The organism is Sphingomonas sp. CFBP 13733, assembly GCF_014841795.1.
GTDB lineage: Bacteria > Pseudomonadota > Alphaproteobacteria > Sphingomonadales > Sphingomonadaceae > Sphingomonas > Sphingomonas aerolata.
Genome location: NZ_JACYUP010000007.1, coordinates 1 through 17,722, shown reverse-complemented (window position 1 = coordinate 17,722; position 17,722 = coordinate 1). Strand labels below are relative to the sequence as shown.

The 17,722-nt window shown below is 56.3% G+C and carries 15 protein-coding genes and 1 pseudogene; 9 read left to right on the top strand and 7 right to left on the bottom strand.

The window, feature by feature from the left end:
• Positions 1–167 precede the first annotated feature (167 nt).
• The 6 genes from IFT71_RS18080 (at position 168) to IFT71_RS18055 (ending at position 5,573) form a co-directional block, all read left to right on the top strand.
• The gene (locus IFT71_RS18080) at positions 168–461 is read left to right on the top strand and encodes an AbrB/MazE/SpoVT family DNA-binding domain-containing protein (protein ID WP_192071755.1); all 294 of its coding nucleotides are present in this window, start codon (positions 168–170) and stop codon (positions 459–461) included.
• Positions 458–844, top strand: coding sequence for a type II toxin-antitoxin system VapC family toxin (locus tag IFT71_RS18075; RefSeq protein WP_192071754.1), 387 nt, complete (start codon positions 458–460; stop codon positions 842–844). The genes IFT71_RS18080 and IFT71_RS18075 overlap by 4 nt, the downstream gene beginning before the upstream one ends.
• Positions 845–1,095: 251 nt before the next feature.
• Complete coding sequence (locus IFT71_RS18070) at positions 1,096–1,572, top strand: hypothetical protein (RefSeq protein WP_192142695.1); 477 nt, start codon at positions 1,096–1,098, stop codon at positions 1,570–1,572.
• A 301-nt stretch (positions 1,573–1,873) separates the two neighbouring features.
• Positions 1,874–2,578 carry a hypothetical protein gene (locus IFT71_RS18065; protein WP_192142693.1) on the top strand — a complete coding sequence of 235 codons (705 nt, stop codon included), beginning with the start codon at positions 1,874–1,876 and terminating at the stop codon, positions 2,576–2,578.
• A gap of 147 nt (positions 2,579–2,725) precedes the next feature.
• Positions 2,726–4,075, top strand: a complete 1,350-nt coding sequence (locus IFT71_RS18060; protein ID WP_342212694.1) for an outer membrane protein assembly factor BamB family protein — start codon at positions 2,726–2,728, stop codon at positions 4,073–4,075.
• Between the two features lie 925 nt (positions 4,076–5,000).
• Positions 5,001–5,573, top strand: coding sequence for a hypothetical protein (locus IFT71_RS18055; RefSeq protein WP_192142691.1), 573 nt, complete (start codon positions 5,001–5,003; stop codon positions 5,571–5,573).
• Between the two features lie 76 nt (positions 5,574–5,649).
• Here IFT71_RS18055 and IFT71_RS18050 read toward each other — a convergent pair whose 3' ends face one another.
• The gene (locus tag IFT71_RS18050) at positions 5,650–5,955 is read right to left on the bottom strand and encodes an HU family DNA-binding protein (protein ID WP_192071935.1); all 306 of its coding nucleotides are present in this window, start codon (positions 5,953–5,955) and stop codon (positions 5,650–5,652) included.
• A 297-nt stretch (positions 5,956–6,252) separates the two neighbouring features.
• Here IFT71_RS18050 and IFT71_RS18045 point away from each other — a divergent pair, with 297 nt between their 5' ends.
• Both IFT71_RS18045 and IFT71_RS18040 read left to right on the top strand, forming a co-directional pair.
• Entirely contained in the window at positions 6,253–6,828 is a 576-nt protein-coding gene (locus IFT71_RS18045) for a hypothetical protein (protein ID WP_192142689.1), read from the top strand.
• 329 nt (positions 6,829–7,157) lie between these two features.
• On the top strand, positions 7,158–7,688 hold the full coding sequence (locus tag IFT71_RS18040) for a hypothetical protein (protein ID WP_192142687.1): 531 nt from the start codon (positions 7,158–7,160) through the stop codon (positions 7,686–7,688).
• 148 nt (positions 7,689–7,836) lie between these two features.
• On the opposite strand, the gene IFT71_RS18035 is transcribed toward IFT71_RS18040, so the two are convergent.
• The 6 genes from IFT71_RS18035 to IFT71_RS18010 form a co-directional block, all read right to left on the bottom strand.
• Complete coding sequence (locus IFT71_RS18035) at positions 7,837–8,664, bottom strand: hypothetical protein (RefSeq protein WP_192142685.1); 828 nt, start codon at positions 8,662–8,664, stop codon at positions 7,837–7,839.
• A 611-nt stretch (positions 8,665–9,275) separates the two neighbouring features.
• On the bottom strand, positions 9,276–11,330 hold the full coding sequence (locus tag IFT71_RS18030) for a TonB-dependent receptor plug domain-containing protein (RefSeq protein WP_192142683.1): 2,055 nt from the start codon (positions 11,328–11,330) through the stop codon (positions 9,276–9,278).
• A gap of 3 nt (positions 11,331–11,333) precedes the next feature.
• The gene (locus IFT71_RS18025) at positions 11,334–11,663 is read right to left on the bottom strand and encodes a YfiR/HmsC family protein (protein ID WP_192142681.1); all 330 of its coding nucleotides are present in this window, start codon (positions 11,661–11,663) and stop codon (positions 11,334–11,336) included.
• A 345-nt stretch (positions 11,664–12,008) separates the two neighbouring features.
• A complete protein-coding gene (locus IFT71_RS18020; RefSeq protein ID WP_192142672.1) occupies positions 12,009–14,057 on the bottom strand; it encodes an EAL domain-containing protein in 2,049 nt (682 codons plus the stop codon).
• A gap of 415 nt (positions 14,058–14,472) precedes the next feature.
• Positions 14,473–16,293: a diguanylate cyclase gene (locus IFT71_RS18015; protein WP_192142670.1), complete on the bottom strand. Its 1,821-nt coding sequence runs from the start codon at positions 16,291–16,293 to the stop codon at positions 14,473–14,475.
• Between the two features lie 154 nt (positions 16,294–16,447).
• Positions 16,448–16,942, bottom strand: coding sequence for a MucR family transcriptional regulator (locus IFT71_RS18010; protein WP_192071926.1), 495 nt, complete (start codon positions 16,940–16,942; stop codon positions 16,448–16,450).
• 372 nt (positions 16,943–17,314) lie between these two features.
• Here IFT71_RS18010 and IFT71_RS18005 point away from each other — a divergent pair.
• A pseudogene (locus IFT71_RS18005) lies at positions 17,315–17,722 on the top strand (IS5 family transposase); the annotation flags it as partial.

Below are 17,722 nucleotides of genomic sequence, written 5' to 3'. Positions count from 1 at the left end.
ACCGACCCTGTGTGAACGGGATTTGTGTTCAAACCACATGCTTACTCAGGGTATACCCAGAATAAACAAGCTAACGTGAGAGGGGCAGCCCAATGCTACAGCTGGCATTGTGACATATTGCGTGAAGTGGCATAGGATCCGCAGAGGCATTAGGGAGAAGCGCCGCCATGGCCACGCAGTCCATAGACGTTAAAGTAGCCAGTAACGGTCGGATGGTTCTGCCCGCATCGGTTCGCAAAGCGATGGGCCTCCATGGAGATGCGAAGGTTATCTTGACGGTTGAGGACGATCAGGTCCGCCTGTCCCCGATTGGTCACGGGGTTTCTCGAGCTCAGGCCCTTTATCGAGAGCATGCCAAGCAGACCCGAACAGTCGACGACTTTCTGTCTGATCGTAAGGCAGAGGCCGTCGCGGAGGCAGGCGAGCCTTCCCATTCGGACCTGCAGGAAAATCCCGCATGACATCTGTTGTAATGGATGCATCTGCGGTGCTGGCACTGGTTCGGGATGAGCCAGGCGCTGACAAGGTCACACCGCACGTCGGACGATCAGCGATCTCGGCCGTGAATCTACAGGAGGTCATCAAGGAGCTCCTGCTTAGCGGTTTGGACGCGGCCACCATCCGCGAGCTCTTAGACGAGCTTCGTCTCGATGTACGTTCGCACGATGTGGAGGCAGCGTACGCGGCCGCTGGCCTGCACATTCAAACGAAGGAGTTTGGGCGCGGCCTCGGTGATCGTTCCTGTCTAGCGCTCGCGATGCAGCTTGGTGTTCCCGCGCTTACTGCCGACCGGGAGTGGAAAAAAGTAAAGGTTAGAGGACTTAAGGTGGAGCATATCCGCTAGCCGCCTATCCTGCCCCGCCGTGCCTCCCGGCATTTATCTCTAAACTAAGCGTCGCAAAATGTGTCTTGAAACTGGTTCGTTCTGCAACCGAGTTATGCGACGATCGAGCATCTGAAGGCCGGTAGTTGCTTCAACTGTTGCAAAACTTAGCACTTATGCGACGAGCCTATGTCCGCTCCCGCCCAATTCAGGGCCTTTGCTCACGTCGGCCGAGCTCCTAAAAGCGGTCGCTAGATAAAAAGGCGAGAGCGATGCTTGGCAAGATAGTTGGCGTTACTTTGATTATGGCCGCGTCGCTTCCGAGCAGCGCACAGGTCCTACCTGCTCCGTCACTACCGGGCCAAGGTAGGCTAAGCGAGGAACTCGTTCGGTCAATCGAAACAAAAGACACAGCCGCTTATGCGGCGCTTTTATCTGACGCCGTGCATGTATTTGAGGACGGCAAAGAGGTAGCTCACAGCAAGGCAGACTGGATCAATACATTTGGTAAAAAGCTGTCTGCTGACGGTGTTGTCTTCAAAGTATCTCCCGGCTTTTCGTCCTCGGGACGCCTCCTTTTTATCGAGTACTTTAATTCAGCCGGGAGCTGGGGCGGTAACGTTCCAGCGCATTGCTGTTGGTCCTATGACGCGGTTGCCTATGATCTCGCTGGCGGAAAGGTTACTGCAATACGGCGTCTTCGAGGAGGCGAGACCAAGCTAGATGAGCGCGGCTCGCCCGCAAAATAACGTCCGCTAATTCCATGCTGCGCTCCTATAAGCGGCCGGACTGCTAACCACCATCTTAGGCCGCTCCGATCGTCGCGACTTGGTGGAAAGCAGACTGGGTGCTTTCGCGTCCACACCCCAGGAAACTGGTTATGAAACGGGTGTATTGGGTGCATCGATCTTCAGCATCGGCGGAACCCAAGGTGCCCTGCCGTTCTTTCGTTGATGCAAAACCCGTGAATTTTGCATCAAGCTGGCGATCGGCATGCCAGCTCGCTCTTTGCCGGTACAGTCGTAAGCTACGCGGGTCAGGGATTAGCAGATGAAGAACAAGGCATCGGTATGTACCCGCGCAATTTCGGGAATCACGATAGCAGCCGCTGCGATCAGCGCTCATGCGCAGCTCGTCCCGCCCGCTGGCTACAGTGGCGGGGGGTTACGACCAGGTGTCGCGGTGCCCTCAGACCCCAGTGCGCCGCCATTAACCCGCATCCCTGATACGGCGTTATGGAGCCTGATCCACGTCGATCCACTCTACCTGCGTGGCTCGGCCGTGGGCCATGCCAAGGTTGTTGGCGCATTTGCGATAGCCGAAACGAGCAAAGCACATGTCGTTGCGGCATGGTCGTCCGGTTTTTTGCCAGTCACCCTCTCATTGAGCGACGGCCGCTGCTACGTGCTCCAAGCCGATTATGAGGGAGGCACACTCTCCAACGGCCGGTTGAACAAATTGGGATGCGATGGACAGCGGAAATCCGATGAACCGTCCCTTCCGCCGCCACCTCCCGGCCGCTCACTACGCTTCATCGGGACAGCTTGGGGCTACGGCGCGTGGGCTGATGATCGGGCTAGGACCACCATTATTACAGCGCCGGGAGCAACGACCTTCCAGCCTCTCTTTACGGCTCAAATGACGTCCACCGCCATTATCGCAATGAACAGCCCTGACTCGCCGAGCGGCAATGTGACGTTAGTTGGCAAAATCAAAGATCAGCTGACAGTCGTCACGCTACAGGTCAGGTACTAATGTTGATGCAAAACTTTTGATTTTTGCATCATGGATGTCCGGGATTGGGGCGGCACCGGACGCTTGCCGTGCTTCCGACACTTGCTACAACGCTGCACCAAAATAATAGCGCGCAACATGCGGGGACACATGAAAAAATCGGCGTTGGTGAGCCTTCCGTTGCTGTTTCTGGTGAGCGCCTGCGGCGGGGGCGACGGTGGTAGCGGTGCAAGCGGCTCCGGCGGCGTTATCGTCGCGCCGGCTCCGACCCCCTCACCAACGCCGACGCCTACGCCGACGCCCGAGCCATCACCGACGCCGACGCCTACACCCACGTCTACGCCGCTTCCCGCCGCTGCGCCGATCGCCGCCGACGGCAACTGGTCGACGGTCCAGGGCAATCCAGGCCATACCGGCTATGTGGCGACGCGGTTCTCGGCCGCCAATTTCGCCGATGCCTGGACGATCGCCACCGCCAACCCGCCGAGCGACGTTGCCGCGACGTCGGGCAGCGTGTTCTTCAACGTGCTGCAAGCGGACCGCCATATCTACACACAGGCGGTGTCGACGACGAATGGTGCGCTGCGCTGGAGCTTCGACCTCGGCAGCAAGAACGTCTATCCAAACACGCTGCCTTTCGGCCCGTCCTATGCTAATGGCCGGGTCGCCGCGATGGCGCCGAACGATACATCTAGCGACGCTCCTTTGCAGGTCATCAACGCCGCTACTGGCGGCTATGTCAGCACCGCGACTTATGACGCGCAGTTCAGCGCGGGCAGCGTTCCGACGTTGGTCGGCGACGAGCTTTTCTTCGCGGCGGGCTATTACGGTAACGCCGTCTTCAAAGCGGACGCGGCCTCTGGCACTAAGGGCTGGCAAGCGACCATCACCAACCAATATTCCGGCTATGTCATGGAGGGCGAAAGCGTCGCCGTCGATCAACGCTACGTCTATTATTTTAATGCCGGCGTGCTCGTCGTGCTGAATCGCGGTGACGGTACGCTAGCTCAGGCGATCAGGAACCCATTCTTCACCAGGAACGGGATCAGCTATTCGGGCGGCTATGTCGGCGCCCCCATGCTCGCCGACGGACGCATCGTCACCTTCACTGACAATTACAACATCGGCGACGCCTTGCCGCTGGCGGCGTTCACACTGAACAACGACAGGCCGCTTTGGCGCTCGAGCTACAGCTACACCGGCCAGCCCGCCGCGCATGGCGGCAGACTCTACGCGGTCCGCTCCTCCAGCACGATCGTTGACGTGATCGACGCGACGACCGGGCTGGTGTCGGCGTCGATCAACGTCGGGGGTAGCGAGAACCTCAAGAGCAACGTCGTGATCTCGGATAGCCACTTGTTCGTCGCGAGCGCCGCCACAACTTTCGCAGTGGATTTGGGCGGCGCCGCCTATCCGGTGGCATGGAAGACCTCTTATGGCGGCAATCTGGCAATCACGCCCGACGGCTATCTAATTATCGCCACCAAGACGGGTTTGCACGCGGTCAAGCTGACGTGAGCGCCGCGCGGTACCAACGCCTCTGCCAACGCAGACAGGCTTCAGTTTCGAAAAGACTTGTAGCAGTGTTGCAAAAAGAACCCCTTTTGCGACGCAACGGACGCTGCCTTCAGCCACTTACTGTCGCAAAACCAGCGACTTTCGAGACGTCCGAAACTCAGCCCTTTTGCAACAACCAGAACGACAAAAAGCGCACATTTTCACACGTTCCTATTGAAGCTAGGTAGGACGCGATAACAGGGGAATGTGATAATGCTTGGACTCCTCGCTCTTGCCGCATCGTCGGTTTCCCAGTGTCCGGTAGAGCGCGCTCAATATGTGCTGCGGCACTATCCCCGTTGGACGGCTCATTATCGTCAGGTCGCCAGCGGGCCAGATTGGCCGAGCGACCTCGCCCTGGCGATCCACGATCAGAAGTCAGGAGATACGTCGTGGTGGCTGCCATGGAACGGTGGAACCGATGGGCTTCAGAACATAGCTTCAACGGAGGATGTTACAGCGAAAGGGTGGCACGCACCTGATCCGGATGGAGGTCCTCGCCCACAGGGTAACAGGCAGTACATCGGTTTCGATGCTGCCTACGACTTAATCGAGGGCGTTCCACGAAGGGGCGACCCTGCACCAGCTCACATGCTTTTCCCGAACTCGGCAGGCACAGGGGACAAAACGTTCAGCTGGAAGGCCTTCTTCGACTTGGTGGGTTGCTCCGGGAACGACCACTAGCCACCAGGCCCCGACACACGTGATCGGGAGCGCATCGGATTTCTGCATCAGCGCAATGCCGAGTTTCCCGCCGTTCCTAACCTGATGCAAAACTCGCGAGTTCTGCATCAGGAGTATTTGTCAAAACGCGAAATAAGGATATCGCGCTTGACGATCGCGCCAACACGCTTGAGCTATTCACGAGATTTTTAGGGGACCGCTTGTGCGTAATCGATTGGCCGTGTCCGCGGCTGTAGCAGTTTTTGTCGCGGCGAGCCCCGCCTTGGCCGAGTGCTCCGTATCGTCTGATGCCGGAGCTGTCGCAAAACCAATCGATATGACTGTTCAAGCAGATGCAAACATCGTCGTTTCTATGAGCTTGCTGCCAAAGCTGATGCACATCGACTATTCAAGTGCGGCAGGGAAAAAGCCGTCATGCGACCTAGGCCAGTTCACTGCGGGCGCGGCGTCATACGAGCTATACGGTGATGACAAGGCTGGTCGACAACGGACGGCCAAGCCGGCTCGAAAGGGTGATCCCATCGCTCAGATCATCCCGGTGACGGACATCATGAAGGCGATCAGTGCATCGAAAGAGGGTAAGTCGGCCACTGTCGAAGGTTACCTCTTGGCCACGGTGACCAAGACCGATTTTACTGGGTGGCGATATTACACAGGGATGCCTGATACCGCGACGTTGAAGCGCGACATGGTTCAGGCTTTGGGCGGCAGCGCCGCTCCAATTTTCCGTAATGGGGCTGACGGCAAAACGCAGATATTCGTACCTAAGCGGTAAGCCATTGAGGGGATCGGGCACTCCAACCCATGATCGCAAGTAACGAGATCGTTGATACAAAACCTTTTGTTTTGCATCACAGTTTTCCGGTTTTCGTAAGTACCTCGAGATTTATCCGAACACAGATCAACTTACCCGGACGAAACCTTACCGCTGGGAACTCACCCTTTAAAAATGCTTCCCCTGTCCAAGGGTTTCGAATGGTTCGCTTGGCATGCTGGCTAAGAAAAAAGCGTCCAAAACTGCGCAGCTCAACTGCACCCCCATTTCGAAGATGATCGATAATGGCGTTAAATAGCTTCTCTACCAACATGCGACATACCGGATCAGGAAGATCTGGATTCAATAAAGCTATGCGTTGAATAAGTTCACTTTTACGCATTTTCCCTCCGCTGCCTACTGATGGGAAAACGTATCGTTATTAGCAGCGATCGTCACGCTTTAGCCCGCACCAGGCATCCCAACCGCGTGCAAAATGGACCTAGGCCGTTGAAAACTCGCTACCTCGCTTTCCGCTCGAATCTCGCAAAAGCCGCCTTCACGCAAAATAGATTTTTTAAACAGTCTCGGCCTGCTGTAACACTAGGCGGACGGATGAGATGGAGACGATAGCAGCGGAGCAACTGGCGCGGCATCGACGTCTGTGGCAGGTTTAGACATCATAGGAAGAGGAAAACAGATGCTTGCCGCCCTGATTGCTCTTGCACTGCAAGCTGCCGCGCCCTCCTCTGCGGATGCTCCGCAATTCCGTGGTGAGGGGCAGATGAAGGTCTTCGACATGATCTGCGGGCGAGTTTTTCCGGACGAGGCGCGGATAGACTCCATTATGGCAAAGCTTCCCGGTGCGCGTGCGCTGACCCCGACGGAAATAAAGGACTATCTGCGCGACGATCCAGGGCACGGATGGGTCATTCAGGCAGGCACCAGCAATATGGGTGTTACGCTCGAAGCGCCTCCGGTCCATGCTTGTGCGGTTCGCATGACAAACACGGATGGCGTGATCGATGAGGGTGTGTGGCAACAATTGATCGCGGCGGCACAAGCGCGCGCAGGTGGCGGCTTCACAACCGTGCCGCCGCGCACGATTGAGCTCGGCGCCATCCAATCGGAGGTGAGTGGCGTGCAGAAACAAGGCGCCGATGGTGCCGCAGAAGCGATCTACCTAATCCGTACCATGCCGAAGCCGGCAAGACCGCCAGCGCAGGGCGGCATAGAGATCAGGATGGTACGCCAACTGGTGCAAGCGCGGCGTTAGGCATCGCCTAAGCCTATGCCGCAGCCCCACTGGAGCAGCCGAGAGTTCACCATGGCTGCCGCGGCATTCAATCTTCAGCTGCTGGCCCGGCAGGCCTCGCTGGTCTGATACGCGGCACATTTCCTGTGCCTAGCGTCACCTGTCATCCGCCACGCCGATCCCACGCAGGCCTTTTTCGAGGATCTCGACCCCTTGTGCAACGCGACCCGTACCAGCTTCGAGTTTTAAAATAGGATCGAATTTCGAGAATTTTGGGGTTTGTGGTTTGCAGTCTCACCGGTTGCAGATGATAAGTATAGGAGGCTACCAATTTTAATAGGCTAGAACCCATGCCGATAGGCCTCTCCGGTAGCATTCTCGGATCTCTCGCTCTGTCGGTGACAGCATCGCCAAGCCAGCCTTATCAGATTCTCGGAACCTTTGCCTCTGCAACTCGTACCTGTGCAGTTTTGCAAGCTGCTTATACTGCTGCGATCAACCGTAACGCGCCAGCATATCCGAACGATGTTCGCGCCGCTGATCGCACTTTTCGATTAGCCGAAACTGTGCCGGAGTATCACGCAAAACTGGGGGTGTCTGCCAAGGAATATGAGGATTTCGTAGAACAGCAAGCTACGTACAATACGCCGGGGTTCAGGCCGAATTGCGACTGGAAGGGTCTTGCTGGTCCTTTGAAAGACGATGAGGGGCATTCCACTTACGTAACCTTTACAAGCCCAATATTTTCAAAAAATGGCCGCATAGCTGTTGTGGAAACGTCCTTCCGTGAGACCGGCATGTTTGGCTATGGCTTGATTTGTACGGTTCGATTAAAACATAGCAGTTGGGTGGCGCAATGCTTACAAAGTTGGATTACGTGAGCCGTTGCTTTTATGATTACGGCCGACTCAGTTCGCTGCCTACAGACTTTCGCTCGATCGAACGTAGATAAACGTGGCGAACTATGTTCGACGCTATGCGGCATACCGAACAGGCAGCTGGCGTCGGCAGGAAGCGCAGTACGCGCTCCTATTTTGCTGTGGACAAGGCGATTTTGCTTCCCTGAACTTCCCAAACTCGCTTGTCCGGCGTGACAACGAACACGGGCATGCGAAGGCTATAAGAAGCAAAAACGTGTATTTCGGTAGGAACCGGGTCGAGAAGGTGATTGACCACGAACCCAACCGGTTTTGCTCCGGCCGGCAGTTTCGGCACCGTTAAGCTGAGACAACTGACGCTGTAGGGGCGAGAAGCTAAGACTGTCTCATCCGGCGCTACGATGACACGATAGTTTCCACCCATGGGATACGTCCCCGCATCCTGCTGAGCCGACAAAAGGTAGACCGCCACAGGACCGTCGTTGCGCGACGGCACCACAACCGTGTTGAACGGAAGTGGGGTACATGGCTTGTACGAACGCTCGCGAGCCCTCTCCGCCGCCACATCGCGAGCCCGCGCGAGAACGACTTGATTGGCGGTTAGAGCAACGGACGTGGCGAGCAGTTCTTTGCGCACGACTTTCCCCTCGCGCACATCTGCCACAAAGAATGCTCGGGCAGCCGCAGCACTCCCGCGATAATAAGTGACACGCAGCGTCTGAACATCGGATGCCTCAACGATATACCCGCCAATGCCGGTCAGTTGATCCTTTGGAATGGTCGCGGTCAATGCATCAGAACTTACCCATGCTGCCCGGTCGAACGTATAGATTAATCGTCCAAGGCAGGCTGCTTCGACGATACGCTGTCCGTTAGAAGGGTTGTTCGGGACCGTGCCGGGGGCCGGGGGCGCAAGTGGCGTGCCGATAGGCCCCTGGATGCCCACCGTCGACATCAACGCGACAATTGCCAAAAACATAGCGTTCCCCCTTGAATGCCAGGAGGCTGAACGAACGCTCGCTAAGAGGCAATGGCCAAGCCTGCCTGTCTGCGCAGTAAGCTACCGCCCAGCGTCGACCTGCTGCCACTTCGATCCTGATGCAAACCTTTGATTTTTGCATCAGGGATGACCGGTTGGGACGAATGCGGTCGAAAGCATCTGCGCTTTCTAAGAGGTCAGCGCGGTGCTCCCGCACCTCTCCTCATCATGCGGATCTTGTTCAATACGAGAAGGGCAATGAGCGCACTGCTCGCCCATACCAGCGCCGAAGAAGTGGTGGCGTATCCCACGCCCTGTAAAAGTATCAACGGGCCTAGAAAAACGATGTAGTTCCGGCCGAGATAATTGAGACGATCAGCTAGCGTGTCCATAAGCGTAGAATGTACCTGGATACGCTCGCCGGCAAGCGCCTCCGGATGTCGCAAAAAGGACCCCTTTTGCGACGCGACAGAAGCCGTCATCGGATTGATTAATATCGCTAAAGGAGCGACCTTCGAAACATCCGAAATTTAGGATATGTGCGACCCCGACGCTATAATATACTTATGGATACCGCCAAAATTACCCCAATGGCGGTTGACCTTCATGGCCTATAGCTTGGAGGTAATACCTAGACGAAGCCGACGATCAGCCGGAACAGGAGAGCCATACGCACCACGAGCTTTAGCCAAGTTCTCTCCTGCTAAATATACTGTGGTTTTTGCACCAAGCATCTTGGTAACTCTTCCATCCAGCGTAACTGTTGCCGGTACGCGTACCATCGTCAGTTCCGTTGATGGAAGGAAACTAGTTTGATAGCTAGCACTCGTAACATGCGCCAAAGCGGCTGCTGACCAACCTTGAACGGTATAATCAATGCTCAAGTTGGCCCGATGCTGAGGTGTGGCCCCTTTGGGAAAAATTCCATAAAGCGTGGCATTACGATTGGCTGGAATGTTCTCATCAATCTTAGCCAAGCTGTAGTTCACCAACCAATTCAGGTCTTTTGATATTGTTCCTGATGCAGCTAATCCGACGCCGTGGCTTTCAAAAGATCCAACATTAGCAAATCTCGTAACGGCAACCGGCTCTGGCGTCAGCACGACTGTGACATCGACAGACCCACCCGGCGACGCGACCAGATTTTCCGTACGGGTGTAAAAGAGGGTGGCGTCAAAGTGGACACCCGAGTCAAAGGTATGCGAGTAACTCGTCTCCGCACTCCAGACGCTAACCGGAGCTAGGCGTGGATCACCGGTAAAATAAACTGGGATTGGAACTTCGGCAACCGGGATCGTAACACGAAGACCAAGGCTGATCAGTGATGGCAACTGCAATCCACGTCCGCCATTGATGCGCAGTCTGCCATTGTCGCTAACCTGTGCAGTTACCGCCGCATTAAAGCTGATCGGTGTGATCGAGCGTCGATAGGCTGAGATCGGATCGATCTGCGGTGCTGCCGGCGTTCCACTTTGATCCAGCCAAAGATGATCGAGCCGGAAAGCGCCAGTGACGGAAATGCGCTCGGTTGGACGGAGGTCGATCATACCGCTGAGGGCTGCAACCTGATAACCGATCCGATCGGAATACAGACTGCCTGACGTCAAGTGGTTGTCGCGATACTCAGCGCCGAGCCGCAGGGTGTTTGATGCGCCGAGGCCGATGAGGCCCGATCCCGACATGACGGTAATACGGTTGCTTGTGCGAAGATCGGCAACGCTGCTGTAGGGATCGGTATCAGGCGTTGTGACGCCATAGTCCGCCTGCAGCCAGTTGGTGTAAATTCGACCGGTCAGGCTGCCCCAGTCAGTATCCCGGTTCACCAGCAGTCCCGCGGTCTGGTTGCGAAAGCGTTGCTCGGTCAGAATCTGGCTCGGCAGAAACTCGAGCTGCCGGTTGCCGGTCAGGCCGCCATCGAGCGTGATTAAGGTCGAGGCGTCGGCTTGGATCGTCAGCGATGCGCTAACCTGATCGGCATAAACATGCCGGGTCCGTGGCGGTTGATAAAGCGCACCCGGAATAGTCCGCTCGTCTTCGTTCTGGCGCCCCCCGGTTATCTTCAAGCCGATTGTCGGACTGACTGGTACGGTAACTGATCCGCCCGCCCTGGCATAGCCGCGAGTACCGATTTCCGCGGTTCCACTAAAGTGCGGCTCCGTGCCAGCTCCGGCCGTAATGATGTTGACGACACCGCTGGCGGCGTTGAAGCCGAACAAGGCGCTAGCGGGCCCACGGACCAACTCGATCTGCTGAATCTCGTCCAGCTGGACACCAAGCAAATTCCAGTTCGTCATGCCGTAGTGGTCAAGATAGACCTGGCGGCCATCAACGAGAACAAGCAGGCGGGCACTATAGGTCTGGACGCCGCCACGGACGGTCACGTCACTTTGTCCCGCCGTCCAGCGATTGACGTCGATCCCCGCGTAAGCCTTTAAGAGTTCCGGCACGCTCCGCGCGGGAGACCGGGCGATCTCGTCACGCGTTATGATCGTGACGGAGGCGGGTGCCTCCGATGCACGCTGTGGCTTACCCGTCACGCTCGTCGTAATCGGTTCACCAAAGGCATCACTTAACGTCGCATAGTCGACGATCTGTGCATTGAGATGGGCGGCTGGCATCATGATGCCGGCCCCACCGGTGGCCAGCAGGCGCAAGAAGAGACGCATGGGTCAGACTTCTTTCACAAGCATGAGAAAGGCCGACCCGAACCGAATGCGGCTTCGATGCGCGGCCGCCTTGTTCACGATAATTTGCGTTTTACTCGCCCCAGTGATTCCCACGATACATCTTCCAGCTACGACGCAGCCAGCGTCGGCAGTAATGGTTAGAATAGACTGCGCGCTGGCAACTGCAGCGACCTCGTCCTGATGCGCGCGCAGGCCCGTTGTGATGAAAGCCACCTTTGTGCTCGCTAGCTGGCCCAGGTTGGATACCGCCACCCGACGCGTGCGCAGCGTGGCACGACCTAACGTGAAACCGCCGGTCAGCATGCGCTCCATGTCGTTCGCTTCCGCTTCCGATACCGCATTACCGGGCTGGTAAACGATCCCAATCGGTACGAGTCCGACAGGCGTCGGTTGAACAAAGGAAATGACCCTCGCGGCGACTGGTACATTCAGAACGGCTGACGGCGCGGTAGCTGCCGGCCAAACCATGCTGATAGTAAGGACGGGGCCCGCTAAGATAGAAAAGTACTTCACACGCATCCCAATCATTTAGACGGGCTAATAACCATGGGATATGTGCGATTAGTTAACACGGGCGATTGATCAAACGGCCGTATGCCCTGAGCAGCTTGCGGTAAGACGTATCAGGCGATGAGTTTCACAGAATATAACCGCTCGTTAAGCAGCTACTTTACCAAATCCGATTGAAATATGACGTGTATCGACAAACGATATTGGCCTACCGAAATAATAGCCCTGCCCCTGCGTACATCCCTTACTAGCTAATACCTCGGCGGTATTTACATCCTCGACGCCCTCGGCGGTAACTATCATATCAAAGCTTAGCGCCAATGATATAATCGCATCGACAAGTTTCTCACTCTCCGGGCTTTCCAACAACGACCTTATAAAGCTCTGGTCTATTTTGAGTTTGTCAAATCTTAGACGATGAAGGTTGGATAGACTAGAATATCCAGTGCCGAAATCATCGAGTGCAATTGATATTCCACTGTCGCGGAACTTTTGAATTGCGAGTTCAGTAGTGATGAGATCATCCATCACGGCGTCTTCAGTGATCTCGATTTCAAAGCGGGAGGGCGACACGCCCTGCGCGTGCATGATCGCAATCAATGATTCTGCGAGTCCCACTTCCTCGAGCTGAGTAGGCGAGATGTTTACTGCTAGTCGCAGATGAGCGGGCATTTGTAGCGCATCGACACAAACCTGCTGTAGGATCGATTTCGTCAAGAATGTGATCTGCCCGGTGGTCTCGGCGAGGCGAATGAACGCATCGGGGGCCAACAAGCCAAGGCGGGGATGTCGCCAACGCGCGAGAACCTCAAAACCACATAGTTTATTGTCGATGAAGCGGACGATTGGCTGATAAAATGGCTGAACCTCGCCTCGAGCGATACCGTCTCGGAGCTCCTGCTCAAGTCGTCGCCGCTCGACGCGCTCTGCTTCCATTGCCTGGGAAAACAGTCGAACGCCTCCCTTGCTGCCGCGCTTGGCATCATACATCGCAATATCAGCCGCATGCAGAAGTTCGCTAGCACCTGCCCCGTCCTCCGGAAACCGCGAGATGCCAATGCTCGCGCCTATCGCGATCATGTTGCTACGCCATGCTAGCGGCTCATGAAGTATGCCGCTTGCCTGCTGAGCCAAATGCATCGCGCTTTCACCGTCGGGAACCTCCGAAATCAGTATCGCGAACTCGTCTCCGCCCAAACGGGCAATCGTATTGTGAGCACCAAAAACAGTAAGCAAACGATGGGCCACTGCTTTCAGAACAGCGTCGCCTGCGGCATGGCCATAAGTATCATTCGCGTTCTTAAAGCCGTCGAGGTCGATCAGCATGATTGATAGTTGGCGGCTTATTTCTGTTGCAGATTCAACTGCGCTCTCGAGCGTACTACCGAATTGCCGACGGTTGACGAGGCCGGTCAGGGCATCGGTCCGCGCCAATAGCAGCGCTTCCTGTTCCGCTTTGCCGCGGCGTTTGATTTCGGCCTGAAGTTGTACGCCACGTTGGGCGGCAAGAGTAAGCCAAATATACGAAAGCGCTGCCACGATCAATACGGCACCGGTGACAAACCCAACCAAAAGGCGTGTCCGCCATGCTGCTGCTTCCGCATGGTAATGCGCATCAGAAATGCCAGACGCCGCGATCGCCTTGACCTCGGCAAGTACGTGATCGGCATTCTTTCGAAAGGGTTGAAGCATTGCAACGCTAGTCGGAAAACTTATCTCAAGCATCGACGATACGATGCCAACAGCCTCGTTATACTTGGCTAGCTCAGCGACAGCCTCCGTTGCCCGTTTACGATCCTTGTATTTTAGGGTTTTACGTTGCTTGACCAAATCCGCGCTGATTTGATCGATTCGACGTCTAATCTCGGCGAGGCGTGTTTCTAGCTCAAGCGATCGGCCGCTTGCCGCCTCATCGACCAGCAAACGGTACAAACTACCGTCTTCATGATCGAAACGTGCTGCAATCTCGCTCAGAGATACTGCTGTTTCCATGTCATGGTTAACGATCAGACTGTTGGTGTGCTGAACATATATCAAACTACCTAGGCAAAGAGTCACCGCCATTACCAACAGCACGATGACTGCTTTAGGTCCTAAAATGAACCTAGGCAGGCGAATTTTAGAAGTGAGATTTCGTACATTATGCTTGCCGACGGAGTTGGCGTCTGAGTGGACTGATTTGGTAGCGATGATCACGGAGGGATTGGCCCTTACCTGCCCAATCAGTAGCTTGCCAAATTGATGACGCAGTCCCCGGGGCAGGCCAACACGTGCGGCAGCACTTCGTATAGTTCGGCGATCGGGCATCATCGTCAGCTAGGTAATATGCAGAAATCGCTAAAGATTCCTTTCGGCGCCACTGGCAAAACATCGTCTTGCTGAAAAAACTGAGACATATGCGACAGACAGAAGTCGGTTCTTGCACGACGTATCACGGCAGCCTGTCAGGCGCCGAAACGAACGGTGGCCTCGCTCACTTAGCACGACGTTTCGGGAAATCGAGCGATCTGCGAGATGCCTGCCCCATCGTGCTGGACGATGTTCGTCGCATAGATCTTGGCGGCCGTGCGCTCTTGCCGAGTAGCTGCCTATGCGGGTGCATTGCAGATAATCAGGCAGCAAGACGGCTGATCAGCGCCCGATTGCGGCCGTCACGCTTGGCTTGGTATAGTGCGCTGTCTGCCGCCTGCATCAAGGTCGAACCATCGCGAGCCATGGCGTTCGTCCAGGTAGCGATGCCGAACGACATGCTTGTAGGGCCTAGCGTAGTGCCATTCCTGTGAACGTTGAGCTCACTAATCGCCTGACGAACAGTCTCTACTCGGCTCATAAGAGCCTCAGCGCTCGTCCCAGGGGCAATGATGGTGAACTCTTCGCCACCGTAGCGGCAGACCACGTCACCGTCGCGGAAACGACTACGCATCTCCGCAGATACCGCCTGCAGTACTGCATCGCCGGCATCATGGCCGAACTCGTCGTTAAAGCGCTTGAAATGATCGATGTCACACATGACCAGGCTGAGAGGTACGCCAGAGCGGCTGGCCCGGGCGATCTCCAGGGCGAGTGCTTCCTCCATATAGCGGCGGTTGAATAAGCCGGTCAGCGGATCGCGGATCGTCTGCTCGCGCAGGCTCCGCTGGAGCCGATGATTGACCAACGCCGACGAGATATTTTCGGCAAGAACGGTCAGGGGAAAGCGGCTCTCTGCATCGATGCGGCCTTGCAGGTAGAGAACGCCAATTACCTCGCCACCCGCTAGCAATGGCTCACAGTGGTATATCTCCTGCGCTCCTGCATGGCCGCAGACGATGTCACCCCCTGGTGCTGTCACACAGTGACTTTGACCCCGTCGCAGCGCCCAACACTGGTCTGGCGCGAAGCCGTCCGAGGAGACTTCTAGCCCTCCCCAGTCAGCGACCGACACCAGCAGGTTGCGAGAATTGTTGTGAGCATACAGCGCGCCTGGAAGCCTGGGTAGCACACGGGGTACGAAAACCCGGATGATTTGAGCCAGTTCGTCATCAGTTCGTGCCGCCTGCATGCGGTGCGCCATCCCACCGAGCAATTCGATCACCTCACTACATTCTTGCAGAATTCGACTGTTTGTATGCAGCTCGGCGTTGGCGATCTGCAGATGCCGCTCACTACTCGCCTGCTCCGCTAGCGCTTGCTCGAGCTGCTCTGCCATTACGTTATAGCCCTGCGCCAACTGCGCAAACTCGGTTGACCCCATGGCCGTGTCGATACGCGCTTTCTCACCCTGGCCGAGCTCGGTCATGGCCTGCATGATAGTGCCAAGTGGCCGACGGATGCCGCGGACTAGCAGTGCGAAGCTGATCGCAACGAGCATCGCCACCATAGAGGCTCCGATCAAAGCCAGCCACTTGCCCTTTGCCAGGCGCGTGTTAGCTGCCTCGGCCCGGGTCGTTTGAAGGACCCGCTCTTCCTCCAGGAAAGCCTGCGCACGCACAGTAATGGCGTCGGTCAGTTCGCGGCCCCGACCACTCGCAATTACCGCTGTGGCTGCAGCGAAATTACCCCCGCGACCCAGATCCAGTGGCTGACGTAAACTTACGCCGCGATCGGCTATCAGTTTACTGATCTCACGTGCGCGTCGGTGCTGGAGCGGATTGTCGATCGTCAGCGCTACTACGCGCTCGATCTGGCGTGTTGAGCTGGCAATCCGTTCCGCAAAAGATCGTGCGTATGCCGGATTGCGAGTAAGAACGAAGCCGCGTTGCCCTGACTCCGCATCACGCAGATCACCAAGCGCTTCCTCGGCAGTTTCTATAATTTCAGCCGAATGCGTGACCAAACCAAAGCTGCGGCTGGTCTGGTTTGATGCATCAGCCAGCAAGCCTGCCAGCGATGCGAGCGCCAGAACGACGATCAGGCTAATAACCGCTATGCGGGTCGAGAGGGATGCAAACATGGCCAAGGCCTACGGCATAGGCATTTAGCAGCCGTTACCATCCCGATAACGGCTGCTAGCGGCAACGAGCGTGCCGTAGAACCAAGAAGCTTTTGCGGCGTCCGAAACTTAGCGAAGCCGAACCGAAACGGGAGGACTAGCCTCCCCGCCTCGTTTATGCCTCCTCGGTAGCCTTGGTTGCGCGAGGTTTGCGGGGAGCCTTAGAGAAATCATCAGTAGCCTTTTCGGCTGTCTGAACAGGTTTGCGCCCCAAACCGATCGACTTGGCCATGGTCCGCCGTGCTTCTGAGTACGAAGGTGCGACCATGGGATAATCAGCCTTCAGGTTATAGCGGGTACGGTATTCCTCAGGCGTAAGGCCATTGCCCGTCAGATGGCGACGTAATGTTTTGTATGGCTTGCCGTCGATCATCGAAATGATGTGATCGGGTGACGCCAGCGACTTACGCACCGTGACAGCAGGTTCATAAGCTTGCGCAGCTTCTTCCGGGGCTGCTGAAGTAGCTGCGCCTGACAGCTGAGCGACAGCGTCATGCATTGACCGCAAAAATGCGGGCACATCCTCCGCATTCGTGCGGGTGTTAGGATTGGCCAACCATGCAGCAGTCAGTTCAGCGGCCAACTCGACCGCGTTGATATCATCGTTCATTATAATCTCTGTATCTTTGGGGGGACATGCAATTAGGTTCAATCACTCCGATGTTCAAGATAAACAGATATTTAACGACGAAGCGATCGGTTTGCTGAAAGCTCACGAAATTGCCGTTTAGTAATCCATATTGGGACGCAACGCATATAATGAGGCACGAGTTACCCGTCGTTTGGTGCCGTGATTACAGCATATCACTTGGGATAAGCGACATAGCAGAGCCTATTCTCGATAGCCGTGTTTTCTTCAGACAGACTGCTTGATGCGATCGGCTCAGGTCTTCGCTGGTGCGGTCCAGCCGATCCGGCCTAGGGTCAGGACCCATTGATGTGAGAGGCGCGCTCTGATTCAGGCTCCGTGAGGAGAGCGTGGATGAGCGACCTGTACTGGCTGACGGATGAGCAGATAGCGCGTCTGCAACCGTTCTTTCCCAAGAGCCATGGCAAGCCTCGGGTCGATGATCGGCGGGTGCTCAGCGGCATCGTTTTCGTCAATCGCAACGGGCTACGCTGGTGTGATGCGCCGAAGGACTATGGGCCGCACAAGACGCTCTACAATCGCTGGAAGCGGTGGGGCGAGAGGGGAGTCTTCTTGCGCATGATGGAGGGGCTCGCGGCAGCGCAAGCCGTACCGAAAACGGTCATGATCGACGCGACCTACCTGAAGGCTCACCGCACGGCATCAAGTCTGCGGGTGAAAAAGGGGATCTTGGCCGCCTGATCGGCCGCACGAAAGGCGGCATGAACACCAAACTGCATGCCGTCAGCGATGCGGATGGGC